20 protein-coding genes and 4 tRNA genes are annotated in these 16,893 nt (G+C 67.6%); 11 read left to right on the top strand and 13 right to left on the bottom strand.

Going from position 1 to position 16,893, the window contains the following annotated elements; genetic code table 11:
- Positions 1 to 56 precede the first annotated feature (56 nt).
- A complete protein-coding gene (locus H289_RS0100670; protein ID WP_020098824.1) occupies positions 57 to 1,199 on the top strand; it encodes a serine/threonine-protein kinase in 1,143 nt (380 codons plus the stop codon).
- 1 nt (position 1,200) lies between these two features.
- On the opposite strand, the gene H289_RS0100675 is transcribed toward H289_RS0100670, so the two are convergent.
- On the bottom strand, positions 1,201 to 1,818 hold the full coding sequence (locus tag H289_RS0100675; RefSeq protein WP_020098825.1) for an NADPH-dependent F420 reductase: 618 nt from the start codon (positions 1,816 to 1,818) through the stop codon (positions 1,201 to 1,203).
- Positions 1,819 to 1,821: 3 nt separating this feature from the next.
- The gene (locus H289_RS0100680) at positions 1,822 to 2,148 is read right to left on the bottom strand and encodes a putative quinol monooxygenase (protein WP_020098826.1); all 327 of its coding nucleotides are present in this window, start codon (positions 2,146 to 2,148) and stop codon (positions 1,822 to 1,824) included.
- Positions 2,149 to 2,230: 82 nt separating this feature from the next.
- On the opposite strand from H289_RS0100680, the gene H289_RS31670 reads away from it, so the two are divergent.
- From H289_RS31670 to H289_RS29415, 4 genes are all read left to right on the top strand, one after another.
- Positions 2,231 to 3,073: a PDZ domain-containing protein gene (locus H289_RS31670; protein ID WP_020098827.1), complete on the top strand. Its 843-nt coding sequence runs from the start codon at positions 2,231 to 2,233 to the stop codon at positions 3,071 to 3,073.
- A gap of 43 nt (positions 3,074 to 3,116) precedes the next feature.
- Positions 3,117 to 3,455 carry an ArsR/SmtB family transcription factor gene (locus tag H289_RS0100690; RefSeq protein ID WP_020098828.1) on the top strand — a complete coding sequence of 113 codons (339 nt, stop codon included), beginning with the start codon at positions 3,117 to 3,119 and terminating at the stop codon, positions 3,453 to 3,455.
- On the top strand, positions 3,455 to 4,114 hold the full coding sequence (locus tag H289_RS0100695; RefSeq protein ID WP_036419972.1) for a cation efflux transmembrane domain-containing protein: 660 nt from the start codon (positions 3,455 to 3,457) through the stop codon (positions 4,112 to 4,114). The genes H289_RS0100690 and H289_RS0100695 overlap by 1 nt, the downstream gene beginning before the upstream one ends.
- Positions 4,115 to 4,300: 186 nt before the next feature.
- On the top strand, positions 4,301 to 5,572 hold the full coding sequence (locus H289_RS29415) for a PE-PPE domain-containing protein (protein ID WP_081633271.1): 1,272 nt from the start codon (positions 4,301 to 4,303) through the stop codon (positions 5,570 to 5,572).
- A 2-nt stretch (positions 5,573 to 5,574) separates the two neighbouring features.
- On the opposite strand, the gene H289_RS0100705 is transcribed toward H289_RS29415, so the two are convergent.
- From H289_RS0100705 to H289_RS0100715, 3 genes are read right to left on the bottom strand one after another with little or no spacing between them, the layout of a single operon-like run.
- Entirely contained in the window at positions 5,575 to 7,224 is a 1,650-nt protein-coding gene (locus H289_RS0100705; protein ID WP_231387941.1) for an AMP-binding protein, read from the bottom strand.
- A gap of 21 nt (positions 7,225 to 7,245) precedes the next feature.
- Entirely contained in the window at positions 7,246 to 8,235 is a 990-nt protein-coding gene (locus tag H289_RS0100710) for an SDR family NAD(P)-dependent oxidoreductase (RefSeq protein WP_020098832.1), read from the bottom strand.
- A 32-nt stretch (positions 8,236 to 8,267) separates the two neighbouring features.
- Positions 8,268 to 9,059: an SDR family NAD(P)-dependent oxidoreductase gene (locus tag H289_RS0100715; protein ID WP_020098833.1), complete on the bottom strand. Its 792-nt coding sequence runs from the start codon at positions 9,057 to 9,059 to the stop codon at positions 8,268 to 8,270.
- 80 nt (positions 9,060 to 9,139) lie between these two features.
- On the opposite strand from H289_RS0100715, the gene H289_RS29420 reads away from it, so the two are divergent.
- Positions 9,140 to 9,862 (top strand): MerR family transcriptional regulator, encoded by a 723-nt coding sequence (locus H289_RS29420; protein ID WP_020098834.1) that lies wholly within the window; start codon positions 9,140 to 9,142, stop codon positions 9,860 to 9,862.
- A 101-nt stretch (positions 9,863 to 9,963) separates the two neighbouring features.
- On the opposite strand, the gene H289_RS0100725 is transcribed toward H289_RS29420, so the two are convergent.
- Positions 9,964 to 10,036, bottom strand: a tRNA-Lys gene (locus H289_RS0100725).
- 164 nt (positions 10,037 to 10,200) lie between these two features.
- Here H289_RS0100725 and H289_RS0100730 point away from each other — a divergent pair.
- The 3 genes from H289_RS0100730 (at position 10,201) to H289_RS0100740 (ending at position 10,483) form a co-directional block, all read left to right on the top strand.
- Positions 10,201 to 10,273: transfer RNA gene (locus H289_RS0100730), tRNA-Glu, on the top strand.
- Positions 10,274 to 10,307: 34 nt separating this feature from the next.
- Positions 10,308 to 10,384: transfer RNA gene (locus H289_RS0100735), tRNA-Asp, on the top strand.
- A gap of 25 nt (positions 10,385 to 10,409) precedes the next feature.
- A tRNA-Phe gene (locus tag H289_RS0100740) sits at positions 10,410 to 10,483 on the top strand.
- A 528-nt stretch (positions 10,484 to 11,011) separates the two neighbouring features.
- Here H289_RS0100740 and H289_RS0100745 read toward each other — a convergent pair.
- The 3 genes from H289_RS0100745 to H289_RS33835 are packed head-to-tail and all read right to left on the bottom strand — an operon-like array spanning position 11,012 to position 12,121.
- Positions 11,012 to 11,398: a hypothetical protein gene (locus H289_RS0100745; RefSeq protein ID WP_155943979.1), complete on the bottom strand. Its 387-nt coding sequence runs from the start codon at positions 11,396 to 11,398 to the stop codon at positions 11,012 to 11,014.
- Positions 11,395 to 11,937, bottom strand: a complete 543-nt coding sequence (locus H289_RS0100750; RefSeq protein ID WP_020098836.1) for a hypothetical protein — start codon at positions 11,935 to 11,937, stop codon at positions 11,395 to 11,397. Before H289_RS0100750 ends, H289_RS0100745 begins: the two co-directional genes overlap by 4 nt.
- Positions 11,938 to 11,992: 55 nt before the next feature.
- A complete protein-coding gene (locus tag H289_RS33835; protein ID WP_020098837.1) occupies positions 11,993 to 12,121 on the bottom strand; it encodes a hypothetical protein in 129 nt (42 codons plus the stop codon).
- A 189-nt stretch (positions 12,122 to 12,310) separates the two neighbouring features.
- On the opposite strand from H289_RS33835, the gene H289_RS0100760 reads away from it, so the two are divergent.
- Both H289_RS0100760 and H289_RS0100765 read left to right on the top strand, forming a co-directional pair.
- Positions 12,311 to 12,562: a hypothetical protein gene (locus H289_RS0100760; protein WP_196809964.1), complete on the top strand. Its 252-nt coding sequence runs from the start codon at positions 12,311 to 12,313 to the stop codon at positions 12,560 to 12,562.
- Between the two features lie 62 nt (positions 12,563 to 12,624).
- Positions 12,625 to 13,653: a hypothetical protein gene (locus H289_RS0100765; protein ID WP_020098839.1), complete on the top strand. Its 1,029-nt coding sequence runs from the start codon at positions 12,625 to 12,627 to the stop codon at positions 13,651 to 13,653.
- Positions 13,654 to 13,714: 61 nt separating this feature from the next.
- Here H289_RS0100765 and H289_RS0100770 read toward each other — a convergent pair whose 3' ends face one another.
- From H289_RS0100770 to H289_RS0100785, 4 genes are all read right to left on the bottom strand, one after another.
- On the bottom strand, positions 13,715 to 14,326 hold the full coding sequence (locus H289_RS0100770; protein WP_020098840.1) for a pyridoxamine 5'-phosphate oxidase family protein: 612 nt from the start codon (positions 14,324 to 14,326) through the stop codon (positions 13,715 to 13,717).
- 108 nt (positions 14,327 to 14,434) lie between these two features.
- Positions 14,435 to 15,103: a hypothetical protein gene (locus H289_RS0100775; protein ID WP_020098841.1), complete on the bottom strand. Its 669-nt coding sequence runs from the start codon at positions 15,101 to 15,103 to the stop codon at positions 14,435 to 14,437.
- Between the two features lie 59 nt (positions 15,104 to 15,162).
- Positions 15,163 to 15,834, bottom strand: coding sequence for an MspA family porin (locus H289_RS0100780; protein WP_029104633.1), 672 nt, complete (start codon positions 15,832 to 15,834; stop codon positions 15,163 to 15,165).
- A 250-nt stretch (positions 15,835 to 16,084) separates the two neighbouring features.
- The gene (locus H289_RS0100785; protein WP_167542156.1) at positions 16,085 to 16,771 is read right to left on the bottom strand and encodes an MspA family porin; all 687 of its coding nucleotides are present in this window, start codon (positions 16,769 to 16,771) and stop codon (positions 16,085 to 16,087) included.
- Positions 16,772 to 16,893: the final 122 nt, after the last annotated feature.

Here is a 16,893-nt window from a genome sequence, read left to right on the forward strand (position 1 = left end):
CACAGCACCGACTCTGCCTGGGCCCGCGGGGTGGCATCAGGACTAGCGTTGAGGCCATGCCAGTCCAGGGCGTCCTCGCCGACCGCTACCAATTGCGGGGCACGCTGGGCCACGGCGGCATGGCAGAGGTCCGCGACGCGTGGGACACCCAGCTGCAGCGGCCGGTGGCCGTCAAACTGCTCTACGCGCAGTTCAGTAATCAGCCGGATTTCCGGCACCGGTTCCAGGTCGAGGCCCGCGCCGCGGCCGGGCTGAACCACCCGCACGTCGTCGCGGTGCATGACTACGGCGAGCAGGACGGCACACCGTTCATCGTCATGGAACGGCTGCCGGGGCGGACGTTGGCCGACGTGATCGCCGCGGGTCCGCTGCCCCAACACGTGGTCCGAGCCGTCCTCGACGGCGTGCTCTCGGCGCTGGCCGCGGCCCATGCGGCGGGCATCCTGCACCGTGACATCAAGCCCGGGAACATCCTGCTGGCGGACTCGGGGGCGGCGAAGATCGCGGACTTCGGCATCGCCAAGAGCGCCGACTCGAACCACACCGTGGCCGGCCAGGTGGTCGGCACGATGGGTTATCTCAGTGCCGAGCGACTGTCGGGACGGCCTGCGACGGTGGCCGACGACCTCTACGCCGTCGGCGTCGTCGGGTACGAGGCACTCACCGGCCGACGCCCTTTTCCGCAGGACAACCTCGTCGACCTCGCGCGGGCCGTCACCGAGGGGCATCCGGTGCCGCTACGTGCGTTGCGTCCCGATGTCGACCCGGCGCTGGCGGTGGTGGTCGAACGGGCGATGGCCCGTGACCCGCGGGTGCGCTTCGGCGGTGCCGACGAGATGCGTGCGGCGCTGCACGGTGCTGTGCCGGCCGGTCGTCCCCCGACGCTGGTGCTGGGGCAGCCGCTGCCGGACCCGACGACGTCGCTGCTGCCGGTCGCCGCGCCGCGCCGCCGCTCGCGACTCCTGCTGTGGGGTGCGGCCGCCATCGTGGTGCTGGTGACGGTCATCGCGGTGATCGTCGACGCCGCATCACGGCCGTCGACGCCGACGCCGGTCGGGACGACCACACCGGAGCCGACCCCGACGTCCACGTCGGCCCCGCCGCCGACCTCGACCCCGACGCCCATCGACGACCGTCCCACACCTAACGGTCCGGGCAACGGGCACGGCAAAGGTCCGAAGAACAAGCACCGCGACTGACTCAGCTTGCCGGGCGCAGCACCCCCAGCGCCCAGCCGGTGCCGAGGCCGCGGCGCAGCGCCATGTGGATCCACAACAGCGCCAGCGGCTCGAGCAGCCGGGCGGCGGTGAGGTCGCCGGCGTCGAGGGTCTCGAATCCCAGCTCGCGAACCAGCTGTGCCGCAATAGCTTTCGCATCGGCGTCGTCGCCGCAGACGAACATGACGGGTGACGACGGCAGAGCCGGCGAGTCCATCATGGGCGCGCCGATCTGGTTCATGGCCTTGCACACCCGCGCACCGGGAGCCCAGGCGGCGACCTGTTCGGCGCCGGATGTGGTGTGGCCCAACTCGAGCGCGGTGACGTCGGGCGTCAGTGGATTGGTGCAGTCGATCAACACCTTTCCCGTCAGGTCACCGCACGCGGACACCGCCGCCTGCGTCCCTTGCCGTGGCGTGCACAGCGCGACGACGTCGGCCCCGGTTGCGGCCGTCGCGTTGTCGGTCACCGCTGCGCCGAGGCTCGCATACCTGTCATCGTCGGGATTCCTTACCCCGTAGGTGATTTCGTGGCCGAGACGCTGCCATGCCCGTCCCAAGGTGCTGCCGACATTGCCGGCGCCGATGATCGCGATCCGCATCGGTCAGCCCACCAGCGCCACGTCGTAGTGCTGCATCTCGTCGATCTGGTCGACGAACGGGGCGATGTGCGAAAAGAAGTCGCGGAAATGCGTGCTGCGGCGGAACTTTTCGAGATGATCGGCGACCGAGGTCCAGCGGATCCGCAGGATCCAGCGGTCCGCGTCCTCGACGCATCGGGTCAATTCGTAGCCCAGGCAGTGCGCGCTCTCGCGCAGTGGAACCGCGGCTGCTCGGTACGCCGCGACGAAGTCTTCGGCGCGTTCGCGCGGAATCCGGTAGCGGATGTATTCGACGACGGACGGCTCGCCGGGCGAGCTCAGAGTATTCATGGCATAACAATGCTTGAATTCAAGCAATGTTGCAACGGCTTGTGGCCGAATATCGGGGTGACCTGGCGGTATCGTCGTCCGCGTGGGTGAAGCGAGCCGGTCCTATGGCATCCCGGAACACGAGGCGACCTGGGACAGCGTCGACCACCTGCTCGCCGACTGGGCCCGGGAGCGTCCGGACCTGGATTTCAGTCCGCTCGCTGTCGTGTACCGGATGGGGCAGGTGCGTCGGTTGCTCGAGCAGCGGATGGCTGAGGTGTTCGCTCGGCACGGCCTCACCGCCGCCGACTTCCTGGTGATCGTCACGCTGCGTCGCGCCGGCGAGCCGTATCGAATGCCCCAGGCGCGGCTGATGAACGCGCTGGGGCTCACCTCCGGCACGGTGAGTCTGCGGCTCGACCGGTTGGTGAAAGCCGGCAGCGTGACACGCGAACCCGACCCGGATGACCGGCGCGGCAGCATCATTCGGCTCAGCGAGTCCGGCTTACAGCTCTTCGACGCGGTGGCGCCCGAGCATCTGGCCAACGAAGACCGGCTGCTGTCGGCACTGACGGCCGGCCAACGCACCGAACTGGCCGGGCTGCTCCGTCATCTCCTGGTCTCGCTGGAATCGCCACGAGCGAAGCCGGACGCGTACCTGGGGATGTCGCTCGAATCGGCCCATGTCGCGCGGAGCCTGCGTACCGCAGTCGGGCTGAGTGACACCGCGGGGCTGCTGGTGTCGACGGTCGAGCCGGGCAGTCCCGCCGCCGTCGCCGAGCTTCAGCGCGGCGATCTCATCACCGAGATCGGGGGAGTGCCGGTGCGCAACCACGGCACCCTGGCGACGGCGCTGGCCGAACTGGACGAGGGGCAGGCTGTGGAGCTCGTGGTGCTGCGCGGCGACGAGCCGCGCCGCATGACCGTGCGCCGGCCGGCAGGATAAGTACAGGCTTTTCTGAATACAGATATATCTGTACTGTCGTGGTGTGGCCACGGCTCAGCACACCGACGCGTTGTCTCGGTTCGGGCATGCCCTGTCGGATTCCACGCGAGCGCGAATCCTGCTGAGCCTGAACCGGACTCCCGGCTATCCGTCGGAGCTCGCCGACCAGCTCGGCGTCTCCCGGCAGATCCTCTCCAACCACCTGACGTGCCTGCGGGGCTGCGGCCTGGTGGTGGCCGTGCCGGAGGGCCGTCGGATGCGATACGAACTGGCGGACGGCCGCATCGGCCGGGCGCTGGACGACCTCATGGGGTTGGTCCTCGCGGTGGATCCCGACTGCGTGTGCGTCGGTGCCGACGGCGAGCCGTGCGGGTGCAGCTGATGACGCTCACCGAGGTCCGCCGCGGGCAGCTGGCGCGACGCATCAGGTGGCTGGTCGCCGCGACCATCTCCTACAACGTCATCGAAGCCGTCGTGGCGCTGTCGGAAGGGGCGCGGGTGTCGTCGGCGGCGTTGGTCGGCTTCGGCCTCGACTCGGTGATCGAGGTGTCCTCGGCCGCCGCCGTCGCCTGGCAATTCGCGGGCGCCGACGCGGAAGCTCGCGAGAAGACCGCACTGCGAATCATCGCGTTCTCGTTCTTCGCACTGGCCGCGTACGTCACCGTAGATGCGGTCCGTGCCCTGCTGGGCTTCGGCGAAGCCCAGCACTCGACCATCGGCATCGTGCTCGCGGTGGCGAGCCTGATCGTCATGCCGGTGCTCTCGTACGCACAACGGCGGGCCGGCCGGGAGCTCGGATCACGGTCGGCCGTGGCCGATTCCAAGCAGACGCTGCTGTGTACCTATCTGTCGGCCGTGCTGTTGATCGGCCTTCTGGTGAACAGCATCCTCGGCTGGTCCTGGGCCGACCCGATCGCGGCGTTGGTGATCGCTGCGATCGCGGTGAAGGAAGGTGTCAACGCGTGGCAGGGCGATGTCTGCTGTGCATCGGCCGTCCGCGAGTCCGCCGCGACATCCGATGGGTGCGGCTGCTGCAACTGACCATCTGGCGAATGCGAAAAAAATAGCCATCGAGTTGAAATTCGGGTGGAAAATCGCTTCTGTACGCCGTTCGGACGACAAATCTTGCCCAGTTCAAAGTTTGCCAAGCATGTCTCTGGGCAACGGAGTACGGTGCCGGATAGCCGGTGATGCATCCGGCTGAACACCGACGAACGGCTGGTTCTGATGGCTGGGAAACATCGCGAACGCAAAGCGGCACGGCGCTGGTCACGTGGTGCGAGTGCGGTGACCCTGACCGCGGCCGGCCTCGCAACGGTGTGCACCACCGGCAGCACCCGCGTCCCGGTGATCGGTGCGCCGGTGGCGCTGGCGGCATTGATCACGCCGGCGAACTCGACGGCGCAGATCTTCGCGGGCTCGGAGTACTACAACCGGGACTGGAGCCAGTACGGCCAGCCGCAGGTGATTCCGTTCCTCGCGGGGCCGCAGGGGATCGCCAATGCCGTCTCGGCCAACGCCGACGACCCGCGGGGCATCGTCGTGCTGTCGTCGGGCTGGGGCGCTGGGCAGACGGGGACGGCGCTGGGCATCCTCCAAGACCGGAACGACCCCGCGCTGGACAACGTGAAACTCGTAGTGCTCGACAACAACTCCAACCGCGCGGGTGGCGGGTTCTGGACCACGTACTGGTTCGGCGCGCCCTTCCTGTTGACGTCAGCCGCACCGACACCGAACAACACCACGGTTCCGGTGGTCGACGTGGCCTACGAATACAACGTCAACTCCGATGCGCCGACCTACCCGATCAACGTGCTGGCCGACGCCAACACGATGGCCGCGTACCTGGCGGACTACGGGGCGGAGGCCAAGGCGCCTGTGCCCGACGTCGCGCTCCAGCCCGTCGCTCCCGGCGCGCAGCACTACCACTACATCGTGGCACCAGACGGCACCATCGTTGATACCGTGCCGGTTTCGGGCAACATCACCTATGTGACGTTCACGTCGTCCGGTCTTCCGTTGCTGCGTCCGCTGCGAATCATCCCGGGCGGCAACATCATTGCCGATCCCATCGAGCCAACTCTGAAGGTGTTGGTCGATGCGGGCTACAAGGACAATTCGCCGATACCGCAGGATCCGGGGCAGACCCGGCCGGTGGGTCTGGTGCCGTCACCGACGGAGACTGCGACAGCTCTCGGTCGTCTGCCCGGCGCAGTCCAAGAGGGGGCGCAGACCCTCGCGGCCGACGCTCCCGCACCGCTGGCTGCGACTCCATCCGGTCCAAAGCCGTTGGCCGCCAATACCGATACCCCGCCGGCCAAGAACCTCGTCGACATGACGGCGGGCAACAAGGTGGTTCCGGGCACGGGGCCATCCAAGTTGCCCACCCCGGGTGGCTTCGCCAAACAGGCCACCGAGGCCGTCACATCAACGGTCAGCGGCCTGGTCAGTGGGCTGACGGGCGGCCTCGTGAAACCCAAGGCGCCCAGCAGCCCGTAGCCTCAGTCCGGGTGGGCCGCCAGATCCCGCTTGAGCACCTTGCCGGTGGGATTGCGCGGCAACTCGTCGAGGAACACCACCTCGCGCGGCACCTTGTAGCGGGCCAGGTTGTCCTTGACGAACTCCTTGACCTCCGCCTCCGACACCTCGGCCCCCTCGACGGTGACCACGAAGGCGCGCAGGCGTTTTCCGAACTCATCGTCGTCGACCCCGACGGCGGAGGCCTCCACGATGGCGGGGTGAGTGACCAGCAGTTCCTCGACCTCGACGGGGAACACGTTCTCGCCGCCGGAGACGATCATGTCGTCGTCGCGGCCGTCGATGTAGAGGCGACCCTTGTCGTCGAAGTGCCCGACGTCGCCGCTGGCCATCAAGCCGTCGATGAATTCCTTGGTGCCGCCACCGGTGTATCCCTCGAATTGCGTTGCCGCACCGACGAATATCCGGCCCGTTCCGGGGGACGGCACCTCACGGCCGTTGTCGTCGAAAATCTTGATCCGGCAGCCGAGCATCGGCTTGCCGACGGAGGTCGGAGCCTCGCGGATATCGGCGGGTGTCGCCATGGTCGCGAGCGCCACTTCCGTTGAGCCGTAGAGGTTGTAGACCACGTCACCGAGCAGTTCCTGAGCGGCGGTCGCGACAGCGGCGGGCAACTGGGAGCCGGCGCAGAAGATGGCGCGCAGGCTCGTGGTGTCGTAGCTGCGGACGGTGTCGTCGCCGAGGCCCAGCACCCGCTGCAGCATGATCGGCACGACGCACACCGTGGTCGCCTTGTGCCGCTCGATGTCCGCCAGCAGCTGTTCGGCCTCGAACTTGCGGCGCAGCACCAATTTTGAACCCAGCGCGATCGTCATGATGGCGATCAGCAGGCCGGTGCCGTGGAACAGGGGCGGCCCGATGATCGTGGCTTCACGAGCACGCATCGGCAGCCGCGCCAACAGGCCGCCCGGGAGGATGAAGCTGCGCGGCTCGGCGCGCGGTGCGCCCTTGGGCGTGCCCGTCGTCCCGCTCGTCAGCAGGATGATCCGGCCCTGCTTGGCCGGGGCCGGCGGCGCCTTCGGCGACGCGTCGGCGGCGAGGGTGTCGAGATCATCGCTGGCGCTGTCGATATCGGTGACGTACGTGCCGTGCCTGGCCTCGATATCGGCGACCAGATCGGTGAACTCGACGTCATGCACCAGTAGGTCGACGCCTTCGCGGTTCGCGACCTCTGCTGCCTGACGGGCCGAGAACGCCGTGTTGAGCCACACCGCGTTGACCCCGGCGCGGGACGCGGCGAAGGCCACGATCAGGGGTCCGCGGTGGTTGCGACAGAGGATGCCGACGGTGGCGCCGGGGGCCAGGCGAGCGCGGAATGCGTTGGCAATCCGGTCAACCGCCTCGTCGAATTCGGCGTATGTCAGTTCGCCGCGTTCGTCGGCGATCGCCGGATACGCGCCGTGCCGGATCGCGGCGATGCGCGGTGCGGCCCCGAACGGCCCGTAGGTGTTGAGTGCCACCAGGACCTGCACTAACCGGTGCGGCAGGTCGACGCCGATGGCGCCGGCCCGCACCAATGCCACGAGGGCGCGGATTTCGAGACCGGCCCGCCGAGCCGGCTCGGCAAGCAGTGAGTTCAGGTCCATCTTCTTCCCGTCGCTTCGCTCGCCCATCATGACAGTCCTCTTCTATTTCTATTCAGCCGCAACAGGTTCGGTCGACTCGGCCGGTGCTGCCTGCGCAGCGGCGGACTCGCCGAACATCGAGTAGACCTTGTTCCGCACCAGGTCGAACGGCCGCGGGCTGAGCGCATCGGTGAGCGCGGTGAGCTGGCCGGATGGCGGGCTCAGGCGGCGCGGCCGGTGCATGATCGCGTCGCACAGCGTGGCGGCGGCCTGCTCGGGCGTCAGGGTGGGGAAGCGGTCGTACATCTTGGTGGGGGCGATCATCGCGGTCCGCACCAACGGCATGTGCACCGTGGTGAACGTGATGTTCTCCGACACCGTCTCACCTTGCAACGTGTCGCACAGTCCGTCCAGTGCCGACTTGCTGGCGATGTAGGCGCCGAAGCGCGGCAGCTTGGTCTGCACACCGATCGAGGACACGTTGATGATGTGCCCGAAGCCGCGCTCGCGCATGCCCGGCGTGAACTTCAGGATCAGCTGGACGGGCGCGAAGTAATTGAGCTGCATGGTGCGCTGGTAGTCGTGCATCCGGTCGTGCGACAGCTCGAGCGAGCGGCGGATGGACCGGCCGGCGTTGTTGATGAGGATGTCGACGTGACCCAGGTCGGCCAGCACCTGGTCGGCCATGGCGCCGATCGCGTCGAGGTCGCTCAGGTCGCACGGGTACACGTGCGCGGTGCCGCCGTCGGCGCGGATGTCGTCAGCGACGCGCTCCAGGTTCTCCCGCGTGCGGGCCACCAGCACGACCTCGCCGCCGGCGGCACCGATGCGGCGCGCGGTGGTCTCACCGATGCCCGCCGAGGCGCCGGTGATCACGACGATCTTGCCCGCGACGGCGTTCTCGAGGGTGTAGCCAGTTAGGGCGTCGACCACGGTCTGCAGGTAGATCGGGCGGGTCTTGATGGGCGTGTTCATGACGCTCGCGAAGACGGCGAGCGGCTTGGCGCTGACGGCGGCGACGGGCTTGGTCGCCAGCGCGGTGATGTCAGAGAGGTTCATGGCAGGGGTCCGTTCTTGAGTGGGGTCGGTTTTCAGCCGAGGGCCCGGCGGGCCAGGCGCAGGGCGGGCAGCAGCAGGGCGTGGGGAGTGATCGAGCCGGTGATGGCCATGAGCTTCACGACGGCGCCGGGCACGATCTGGCGGGCGCCGCCCTGCATGCCGTCGACGGCCTGGGTCGCGACATCGACAGGGGAGACCTGAGCCGGTCGCAGGCTGAACTCGTGCGCCGAGGCGACCTCGGCCCATTCGGTGGGGACCGGTCCGGGACACAGCGAGGTGCAGGAGACGCCGGTGCCGCGCAGTTCTTCGTGCACGGCCTCGGAGAACGAGTTCACGAACGCCTTGGACGCGCCGTAGGTCGCCATCGACGGCATGGGCTGGAATGCGACGACGGAGGCGACGTTGAGGACGGCGCCGGCGCCGCGCTCCACCATGCCGGGCAGGACGGCGTGGGTGAGTTCTTGCAGCGCAACAACATTGACCTCGACCTGCTCGCGCTCACGGTCCATCGGCAGAGTGTGGAAGGCGCCGCTGGTGCCGAAACCGGCGGAGTTGCAGAGGCCGGCGACGGGCCGCGTGCGCAGTTCCTCGATCAGCGTCTGGCGCTGCGCGGCGTCGGCCAGGTCGCACGGCCGCACCGTCACGCCGACGCCGTGGTCGGCGCGCAGCTCGTCGGCCAGGGCGTCGAGCCGGTCCTGGCGACGGGCGACGAGGAGGAGGTCGTAGCCGCGGGCGGCGAGCACGCGGGCCAGTTCGGTTCCGATTCCGGAGGAGGCACCAGTGATGACGACCTCGGTGGTGCCATCGGGCTTCGGCAGGGTCATGTGGCTCTCATTTCCTAGTGACGTGTGACTGTGCCAGTAACACTGGCACAGTGTGAATGTTGGTGTCTATACTTCGTGGAATGACAGATGTCACAGTCGAGGAATTCACCATCGACGAACTGGCCGCCCGCACCGGCACGACGGTGCGAACCATTCGCTTCTACAACGAGAGCGGCCTGCTGCCGCCGGCCGAGCGGCGCGGCCGTCTCGCGTATTACGGTGCGCCGCACCGCATTCGGCTCGAGTTGGTGCAGCAGCTGCAGCAGCACGGGTACACGCTGGCGGCGATCACCAAGGTGCTGGCGCGGCTGCCGGAAGGCGCGACGGCCCACGACCTCGCGGTGCGTGCGGCACTTCTCACACCGTGGAGCCCGGCCGAGGACGAGACCGTCGATCTACGCGCACTCGAACAGCGCGCCGGTCTGGCGTTGGATGACCGGGCCCTCGACACGCTCGAAGCCTTGGGGGCGATCCGACGGTTGGATGACGGCCGTTTCAACGTCCGGCAGTCGGTCTTGGGTGCGGCCATGAACCTGCGCGACACCAGCGTGCCGGCCGACGACATCCGGCGCCTGGCCGGCGTCGTCGACAAGCACATCGATGCCCTCGCCAATGAGGTGACGGACGTCGTCTTCAGCCGGATTCGCGAGGCCGAGGATCCCAACGTCTACCTCGGGCGCATCGCCAAGGTGGTGCCGAACCTACGGCCGCTGGCGGCGCAGATGATGGCCGACCGCTTCACCGCGGCGATCAGTCAGGCGGTGCAGGAACGCGTGGCGGAGCTGGAGATGCCGGCGAAGTAGGCCAGCGTTGCAACGCTTTACGTCGAGCGTGTGGGTTGCCGAGATGACACGCCGGGCGGCTTCTCGAAAAGCCGCACGCTCGGCGCAGGGCGAGATATTTGTGCCCCCACCAGGGCTCGAACCTGGGACCTGCGGATTAAAAGTCCGTAGCTCTACCGACTGAGCTATAGGGGCGTGGGACACAGGATACTGCGTCCCGTGCAGCGGCCTCCGGGGGTGGGTTGTTGTGCGGCGGCCGGTGGCCTGAAGTGCCGATTTGGGCCGTGGGGCGGTCGTGCCCTAAGCTATCGAAGCTCCCAACGGAAACGTTGAGAGTGCCCCCGAAGAGATTCGGATTGGCCCCCATCGTTTAGTGGCCTAGGACGCCGCCCTTTCACGGCGGTAGCACGGGTTCGAATCCCGTTGGGGGTACGCAACGCGAAAGCGAAGCACACGCAGTATGTAAGGCCCTGTGGCGCAGTTGGTTAGCGCGCCGCCCTGTCACGGCGGAGGTCGCGGGTTCGAGTCCCGTCAGGGTCGCCAGAACGGCGAGGCAACTTGCCCTTCCGGCCAGGTAGCTCAGTTGGTACGAGCGTCCGCCTGAAAAGCGGAAGGTCGCCGGTTCGATCCCGGCCCTGGCCACTTCAAGAACCACCTGGAGACGGGTGGTTTTTCTCGTATCTGGGGCGCGTGCCGTGATCGTCAGCCGCCCCCACCACCGCAGCCGCCCCCACCACCGCAGCCGCCCCCACCGCAGCCGCTGTGCCCACCACCGCAGCCCGAGTGCGCCCCGTGGCCTCCCTCGCCGCAGCCGGACAAGTCGGCACCGGCCGCCCAACCGGCAGCTCCGGCGTCGGCAACAGGCCCGAAGCTCCCGCCGTGAGTAGTTCCGGGGCGCTGAAGCCCCCGTCGCTTGACGGTTACGAAGAGCAAAATGAGCGCCGCGTCGAACGCGATGACCACTACCGGAATCGTCCACCACATGATCGCGTCCTCCCGCATCGTGTACGCACTTACGGGACGAAGCGGACCATCATCGCAGCGCTACCGATCCCAACTTCGGTGTCGTACCCGCCGCATACCCTTCACTGCCGTGGGCATCAGCCGACGCGTCGGTCAGTTCGGCCCTGTGCGCGCCGTGGAGAACCGCGTCACCACTCGTCGCCGCCGTCAGCGGGCGGACGTGGCTCGCGCATCACCGCCCGGAGCGAGCCCGAACCATATGCGGTACTGCCAGATGTCAGGCTCACCGTGGCGATCGACGTACATGCCCCGGATCCGCTCGGCGCAGGCGTAAGCGGATAGACCCCAGTCCGGGGTCTCGGCTCCGTCGCCCGGCAGATCCCCCACGCTGACCAGACCCTCTTCCAGCAGCGCGCGAACCACATTCGTCACCAAGTCGAACCGTTCGCTGTCGTCCGCCGCGAGCTGCTGATCCGTCACGATCTGATCGACCTCGATCATGGGCACCCAGTCGTAGGCTGCGGCGTCCAGGATCTCGCTGCGCAACGTGTTCTGCGCTCCGCACGCGGGCGGTAGTTCTCCGAGTGAGGTCATTTGGCCCGGGTCGGGCGAGGCGCCCACGCCCGGCTCCACACTTCACGAATCGCGACGCCGAGCAGAACCAGCGCGAACACCACCAGCAAGCTCAACTTGAGACCACTGCCGAATCCCGTGCCGTAGTGGAGCGCACTGAGCATGATGGCGGCGCCGGTGATCGGCGCGAGAATCGTGACAATGCCCGCGGGCCATCGCGCGACGGATATCGCTTCGACCACGGCGGCAATGGTAGTGATGGCCAGCGCCACGACCGCGACGGTCGAGAGGACGTTCATGATGAACCCATCGTTCAGCGCCGGCGGATGGTCGGTCAGCGGCTCGTACGCCGTCCAGCCAAAGTCTTTGTGTCCCAACCCGACTCCGAATATCGACTCGTCGTAGTCGGCGTACCGCCGCGGCAGGCCGAAGTTCAATGGCGCTGAACTCATCTCCGTCATGAGACGAGCGACGACGAACACCCACCACGACACGGCCCCGGTGACGTGAGCGATGCGCGCCGTAATGAAGCGCCGACCGTGGAGTTCAACGCAGCTCATCCGAATACCGGCGCGCCGTTCGGGCCGATCTGTGGCGCCGGCATGAAGCAGCGAGTCATAGTTCGACGTCTTCGTCTTCAAACCGCGGGCGTGGCTTGCGCATCACGACCACTGCCCAGATCACGCCGCCGATAAGCGCCGCGACGATCGCCAAGAAGACGAGCTGTCCCGCCAGGTAGTCCATCGCATCCCCCTGCCCCCGAAATCCAAGGATAAGGGGATCACCGGCATGGTTCCCGCGGAGATTTGAGCGTCTCCCGCTGAGGTGACAGCGGGACCGAACACGCGCACTCACTCAGTCAACTCGCGGGTGTACCGCTAACCGTGGGCGTCGGACTATGTTGGCCAGTGAACGGGCGAAAGCGTGGCGATGATGGCCGGTCTCCTTCGGATGGGCACGTACCTGGCGGTATGCGGGGCGGTGGCCATCGGCCTGTCGCCGGCCGCCGCGGCGGATGCGGCTTACGACCCGACCGGCAACCGATCAGGCGGCCCGGTACCGACCGTCAACGGTGTGCCATGCGTCGGTGGCGGCCTGGGTGTTTGCGTGAGCATGCGGCAGAACCGCCCGCCCATGTCGGTGCCCCAGTCCGGCGTGGGGCACAGTCCGACGGTGCGCCGCTGAGCGGCGAGCTGCCCAAACGCACAACCCGCGGCCGATGAGTCCCGCTGGGTAAGGTGCTGGCAATGACCAATTTCCCGGAGCCGGCCGACGACCTCGAGCCGCAGCTCGAACCGGTCGCCGCCCGGCTCCTCGATGCGCAGGTGGCGTTCGCCATGCAGCAGCTGCGCGGCGAGAACTACCACAGCCTGGTACTCGACGAGATCGAGCACGCGCTGGCAGAGGCGTCGGAGATCACGCTGTCCGACGCGGTGACGCCGACGATGATCAAGAACGTCGCCGCGAAGTACGCCGTGCAGGTGCCGGTGGAGGGCGGCATCGCGGAACTGGTCAGTGAGATTGCCGTCCGGCTGTTACAGCTGACCGCGACCTCGGACACCAACTTCGGCGACGTCATCGACGGCCGCCGCTTCAGTGAGCTAAGTGCGATGGTGCTCGAGATGGGCGTCACCCAGCGAGTGCTGGAGCACATTCTGAGCAGTGAGGCGTTCACCGAATTCTGCGTGACGCTGGTGCAGCACTCGCTCGCGGAATCCGTCACGCAGGGCGGCAAGTCGTTGGCCCGAGGCCGGCTGGGCCGCGTGCTGGGCGGATTGGGCGCCCGCATGCCACAGGGCCCGGTCGAGCGGCTGGAGCTGCGCGCCGAGGACCTGGCGCGCCGCGGCGCCCGCTTTCTGCTCGCCCACACGCACGCGGACGAAGACGTGCTCGCCGAGGCACTCAACGATCTGTGGCGCAGCAACCTCAACAGCCCGCTGTCGTCGGCGATTTCGGTGATTTCGGCCGACGACGTCGAGGACGCTGTCGTGCCGATCTACGAGTTCTGGCGCACGTTCCGGGACACCGACTACTTCCGGTCGCTCCTCGATGAAGGCATCGACCACGTCTTCGAAAAGTACGGCGATGTCAGCCTTTACGATCTGCTGCTCGATCTCGGGGTGGGCCGTGAGGACATGATCGAGGAAGCGCTGCGCTTCGGCCCTCCGGTGATCGCCCTGCTCGACGAACGGGGCTACCTGGAGTCGGTGCTGCGGCGCCGCCTCATCCCGTTCTACGTCTCGGACGAGTTCCGGGAGGCGCTGGCGGGCGGCTGAGCCGTTTGGCAGGGCAACACGCGGATACCCGCGACGGAGTCGCCGAACGCAGGGCGGCGGCTCAGCGGCTCTCCAACTCCGCCACCCGCGCCTTGAGCGCGTCGATCTCGGCCTGCAGCTCGGCCTCACGCCCGTCGAACCTGGCCTGGTACGCCTCGCCCAGCTCGCGCAGGTACTCGCGGTCGAAGCGGGGAATGATGGAGCGTGAACAGTTCCAGTCGAAGGCCTCGACGGCGATCTCGATCTCGCGCTGCGGCCCGTCCTCGATGACGGTCCCGCGGCCGAAGACCTTGAGCCGGGTACGTCGCGGGTAATCGACGAAGAACATCGCCAGCCGGTCGTCGGCGGCCAGATTACCCAGGGTGACGAACTGGTTGTTGCCGGGCAGATCGATGAACCGCAGCCGGTCGGTCTCGGGCAGGTACCGGACGAATCCGGCTGGGCCACTGCGGTATTGGAGGTAAGGCCAACCGTTGGGTGTGACGGTGGCCAGGCAGAACTGGTCGGCGCGCCGGATCATCAGCAGCTCGCGGTCGTCGAGGCGCTGCGGCCCGTCGTCGGCGCGCTCGGTGTGCCGCCCGTACGCCAGGTAGCTGCCGTTGCGCTGCTGGCGATCCAGGGCATCGGGGCCGAATGCCAGGTGGTGATAGTGATTGTTCGGCTCGGCGGACACAACGGCTACGCTACGCCCGCCTTCGAGCCCCGATGACCGCGGTGGTCGGTTCTGCGGCACAACGCATTCGGGCCCGTCAACCGAAGTTGACGGGCCCGAATGCGTGATTCAGTTGGCCGGTGCCGGCGGGACCGGGGGAACCGGTGCGACCGGGGGAACCGGTGCCCCAGGCGGGGGCGGCACATCGGCGGGGTCCGGACGGAACTCCACGAGGCCCGGCGGGATGTTGGTGCCGGGAGGAGGTGCCGTGCCGGGCAGGGATTCACCGAGCTGCTCGCGCGGCATCTGCCCGAGCAGGCCGCCCTTCAGGCGACCGTCGCGGTACATGTCGATGTACCGACCCAGCCAGGTACGGCCGTTGACGTCGGCGTTCTCCTCACCGGGTGCGACGTCGAACTGCTCGCACTTACCGGGCGCCGACGGCTTGACGCACTGCTGCGGGCCGTAGGCGTTGTTGAAGGCCCGGAGATTCGGCGTCGTGACGGGCGACGGCCCGCCGGGAGCCGAGGGCACGGCGTACTGGCCGAGCACGCTGCCGCGGTCGAGGCCGGTCAGGTCCGACGGGGCACCAAGCGCTGCGCCCAGCGGATTCACCCCATCGCTCTGGGCGAGGACGTTCAGGCCCTGCGGGCCCAGGTTGGCGCCCGCGACCGGGACCGCCAGGTTCGCGCCCGGACCGTCGGCTGCGACGGGGGCGGGCGGCGGCAGCACGGGGCCGGGCGCCGGAACCGGCGTGGGCACGACCGGATCGGCGGATGCGATGTCAGTTTGCGTCATTGCCGCCGCCGCAGCGAAAACCGCTGCGGCGGTGACAATTCCGCGGGTAACCCGATGCATCAGACCGACTTGGTGATGCCGTAGTAGGCGACGATGTCGTCCGTGTCGGTGGTGGAGCTGGTCAGCACCGCGTACGACCGCAGGAACGACTGGCCGACGCAACCGTCGATCTTGATGTGGGTGTCCTTGAGGGTCACGCGGACCGGAGCCGACTTGAAGGTCTTCTTGTCGACCGGCACCTGGGTCACGGTGCCCGGCTTGGCGTGGATTTCCAGGGTGCCCGACATCGGCATGCTGACACCGGTGGGGATCAGGCCGGCCAGGGTGGAGCCGGAGGTGCTCAGACCGATCTGGCCGATCAGACGCACCTGGCCCAGCTCGATGCCGCAACCGATCTGATAGCCGGCTTCGAGCGTTCCGCCGCTCAGCTTGGTCTTGCCGTTGCCGGTGACCGTGCCGGTGAAGGTGCCGCCCACCAGGTATTCGCGCGAGCTGACCGCGGTGGTCAACGGGGCGACGGGCAGCTGGGTCTCGTTCTTGGCCACGACCTCGAGAACCCAACCGTCCGGGCTGGTGATGCGGGCCGGCTCGTCGGAGGCCACGACGCCGTTGTCCGGCGGCGGGCCGTCGAAGCCGGCGGGATCGACCGGGTCGGCCAGGGCGAGCGGCGTAACGGTCGCCGACAGCAGCACGCCCGCTGCGGCAGCCAATGTGGCAAGTCGGTTCAACATGGGGTTACGGCGCCTCTCGTGGGTTGGAATCCGAGAATGAAACGGTTTTCGATTCTCGGAGCATTCAATATTCGGATTTCGAATTGGTGAACGGCTGGCCAATTACTCGGAACTGGCTTTGTTGTGTGGATGGATCAAATTCTTTAATCAGTGACAACATTTTTCGTCGGACTGATTAAATTAACGGCCCGTGTCCGTGGCCGGTGCGGGCGGGCTCGTGTAGAGCTGTTCGCCCGCACCGGGCATCAGGTCAGACGGACTTGGTCACGCCCAGGTAGGTGATGACGTCGTCGGTGTTGTCGGTCGAGCTGGTCAAGGTGGCGTACGACCGGATGAACGACTGGCCGGCGCACTGGTCGGTCTTGATCCGGACGCCGGTGATCGTCACGCGGGCAGTGTTGCCCTTGAACGACTTCTTGTCGATCGCGACGGTGGTCACGGTGCCGGGCTTCAGATACACCTTGCCCTGCAGGCTGATGCCGGTACCCAAGCTGGGGTCGGTGCCGGCGAACGGGATCTTGATACCCGGCGTGAAGCTGATACCGGGGTTGATCTCGGCCTCGTCGGAGATGATGCCGCAACCGATCTGCTCGCCGGCTTCCAGCGTTCCACCAGCCAGTTTGGTCTTTCCGCTGCCGGTGATCTTGCCGGTGAAGGTGCCGGCGACCCAGTACTCACGCGAGGAGATCGCGGTGGTCAGGGGGGCGACGGGAAGCTGGGTCTCGTTGCTGCCGGTGACCTCGATGTGCCAGCCGTCCGGGGTGTCCAGGATGCCGGCGGGGCCCGACGGCACGGCGCCCTCGCCCGGAGGCGGCGGGGCCGGGTTGCCGGCCGGCTGCACAGCCGGATCGGCGGGCGGGTCAGCGAGTGCCAGCGGCGCGGTGCCGACCGGGAGCACCACGCAAAGGGCTGCCAACATGGCATAACGGTTCGACATGGTGATGAGCGCGCCTCTCGTATCGGGTAATCAGCGTTGCTGCGGATCGCTGTGCGTTGCTGAATTTGTGTCGCTGCGGAGCATCTACTGGCCGGGTTGCCGGACGGTTAACGGACCGCAAA

Origin of the sequence: Mycobacterium sp. 360MFTsu5.1 (genome assembly GCF_000383495.1) — a bacterium.
Lineage (GTDB): Bacteria > Actinomycetota > Actinomycetes > Mycobacteriales > Mycobacteriaceae > Mycobacterium > Mycobacterium mucogenicum_B.

What these genes read in the sequence shown, in the direction of transcription:
- H289_RS0100675 (WP_020098825.1), bottom strand. Translation starts at nt 1,818, where the DNA reads ATGCGGATCGCGATCATCGGCGCCGGCAATGTCGGCAGCACCTTGGGA.
- H289_RS0100695 (WP_036419972.1), top strand. Translation starts at nt 3,455, where the DNA reads ATGACGCTCACCGAGGTCCGCCGCGGGCAGCTGGCGCGACGCATCAGG.
- H289_RS0100775 (WP_020098841.1), bottom strand. Translation starts at nt 15,103, where the DNA reads ATGACGCAAACTGACATCGCATCCGCCGATCCGGTCGTGCCCACGCCG.
- H289_RS0100705 (WP_231387941.1), bottom strand. Translation starts at nt 7,224, where the DNA reads ATGGGCGAGCGAAGCGACGGGAAGAAGATGGACCTGAACTCACTGCTT.
- H289_RS0100710 (WP_020098832.1), bottom strand. Translation starts at nt 8,235, where the DNA reads ATGAACCTCTCTGACATCACCGCGCTGGCGACCAAGCCCGTCGCCGCC.
- H289_RS0100750 (WP_020098836.1), bottom strand. Translation starts at nt 11,937, where the DNA reads ATGAGCTGCGTTGAACTCCACGGTCGGCGCTTCATTACGGCGCGCATC.
- H289_RS0100760 (WP_196809964.1), top strand. Translation starts at nt 12,311, where the DNA reads ATGGCCGGTCTCCTTCGGATGGGCACGTACCTGGCGGTATGCGGGGCG.
- H289_RS0100670 (WP_020098824.1), top strand. Translation starts at nt 57, where the DNA reads ATGCCAGTCCAGGGCGTCCTCGCCGACCGCTACCAATTGCGGGGCACG.
- H289_RS0100765 (WP_020098839.1), top strand. Translation starts at nt 12,625, where the DNA reads ATGACCAATTTCCCGGAGCCGGCCGACGACCTCGAGCCGCAGCTCGAA.
- H289_RS0100745 (WP_155943979.1), bottom strand. Translation starts at nt 11,398, where the DNA reads ATGACCTCACTCGGAGAACTACCGCCCGCGTGCGGAGCGCAGAACACG.
- H289_RS29420 (WP_020098834.1), top strand. Translation starts at nt 9,140, where the DNA reads ATGACAGATGTCACAGTCGAGGAATTCACCATCGACGAACTGGCCGCC.
- H289_RS0100780 (WP_029104633.1), bottom strand. Translation starts at nt 15,834, where the DNA reads ATGTTGAACCGACTTGCCACATTGGCTGCCGCAGCGGGCGTGCTGCTG.
- H289_RS0100785 (WP_167542156.1), bottom strand. Translation starts at nt 16,771, where the DNA reads ATGTCGAACCGTTATGCCATGTTGGCAGCCCTTTGCGTGGTGCTCCCG.
- H289_RS33835 (WP_020098837.1), bottom strand. Translation starts at nt 12,121, where the DNA reads ATGGACTACCTGGCGGGACAGCTCGTCTTCTTGGCGATCGTCGCGGCG.
- H289_RS0100715 (WP_020098833.1), bottom strand. Translation starts at nt 9,059, where the DNA reads ATGACCCTGCCGAAGCCCGATGGCACCACCGAGGTCGTCATCACTGGT.
- H289_RS0100680 (WP_020098826.1), bottom strand. Translation starts at nt 2,148, where the DNA reads ATGAATACTCTGAGCTCGCCCGGCGAGCCGTCCGTCGTCGAATACATC.
- H289_RS29415 (WP_081633271.1), top strand. Translation starts at nt 4,301, where the DNA reads ATGGCTGGGAAACATCGCGAACGCAAAGCGGCACGGCGCTGGTCACGT.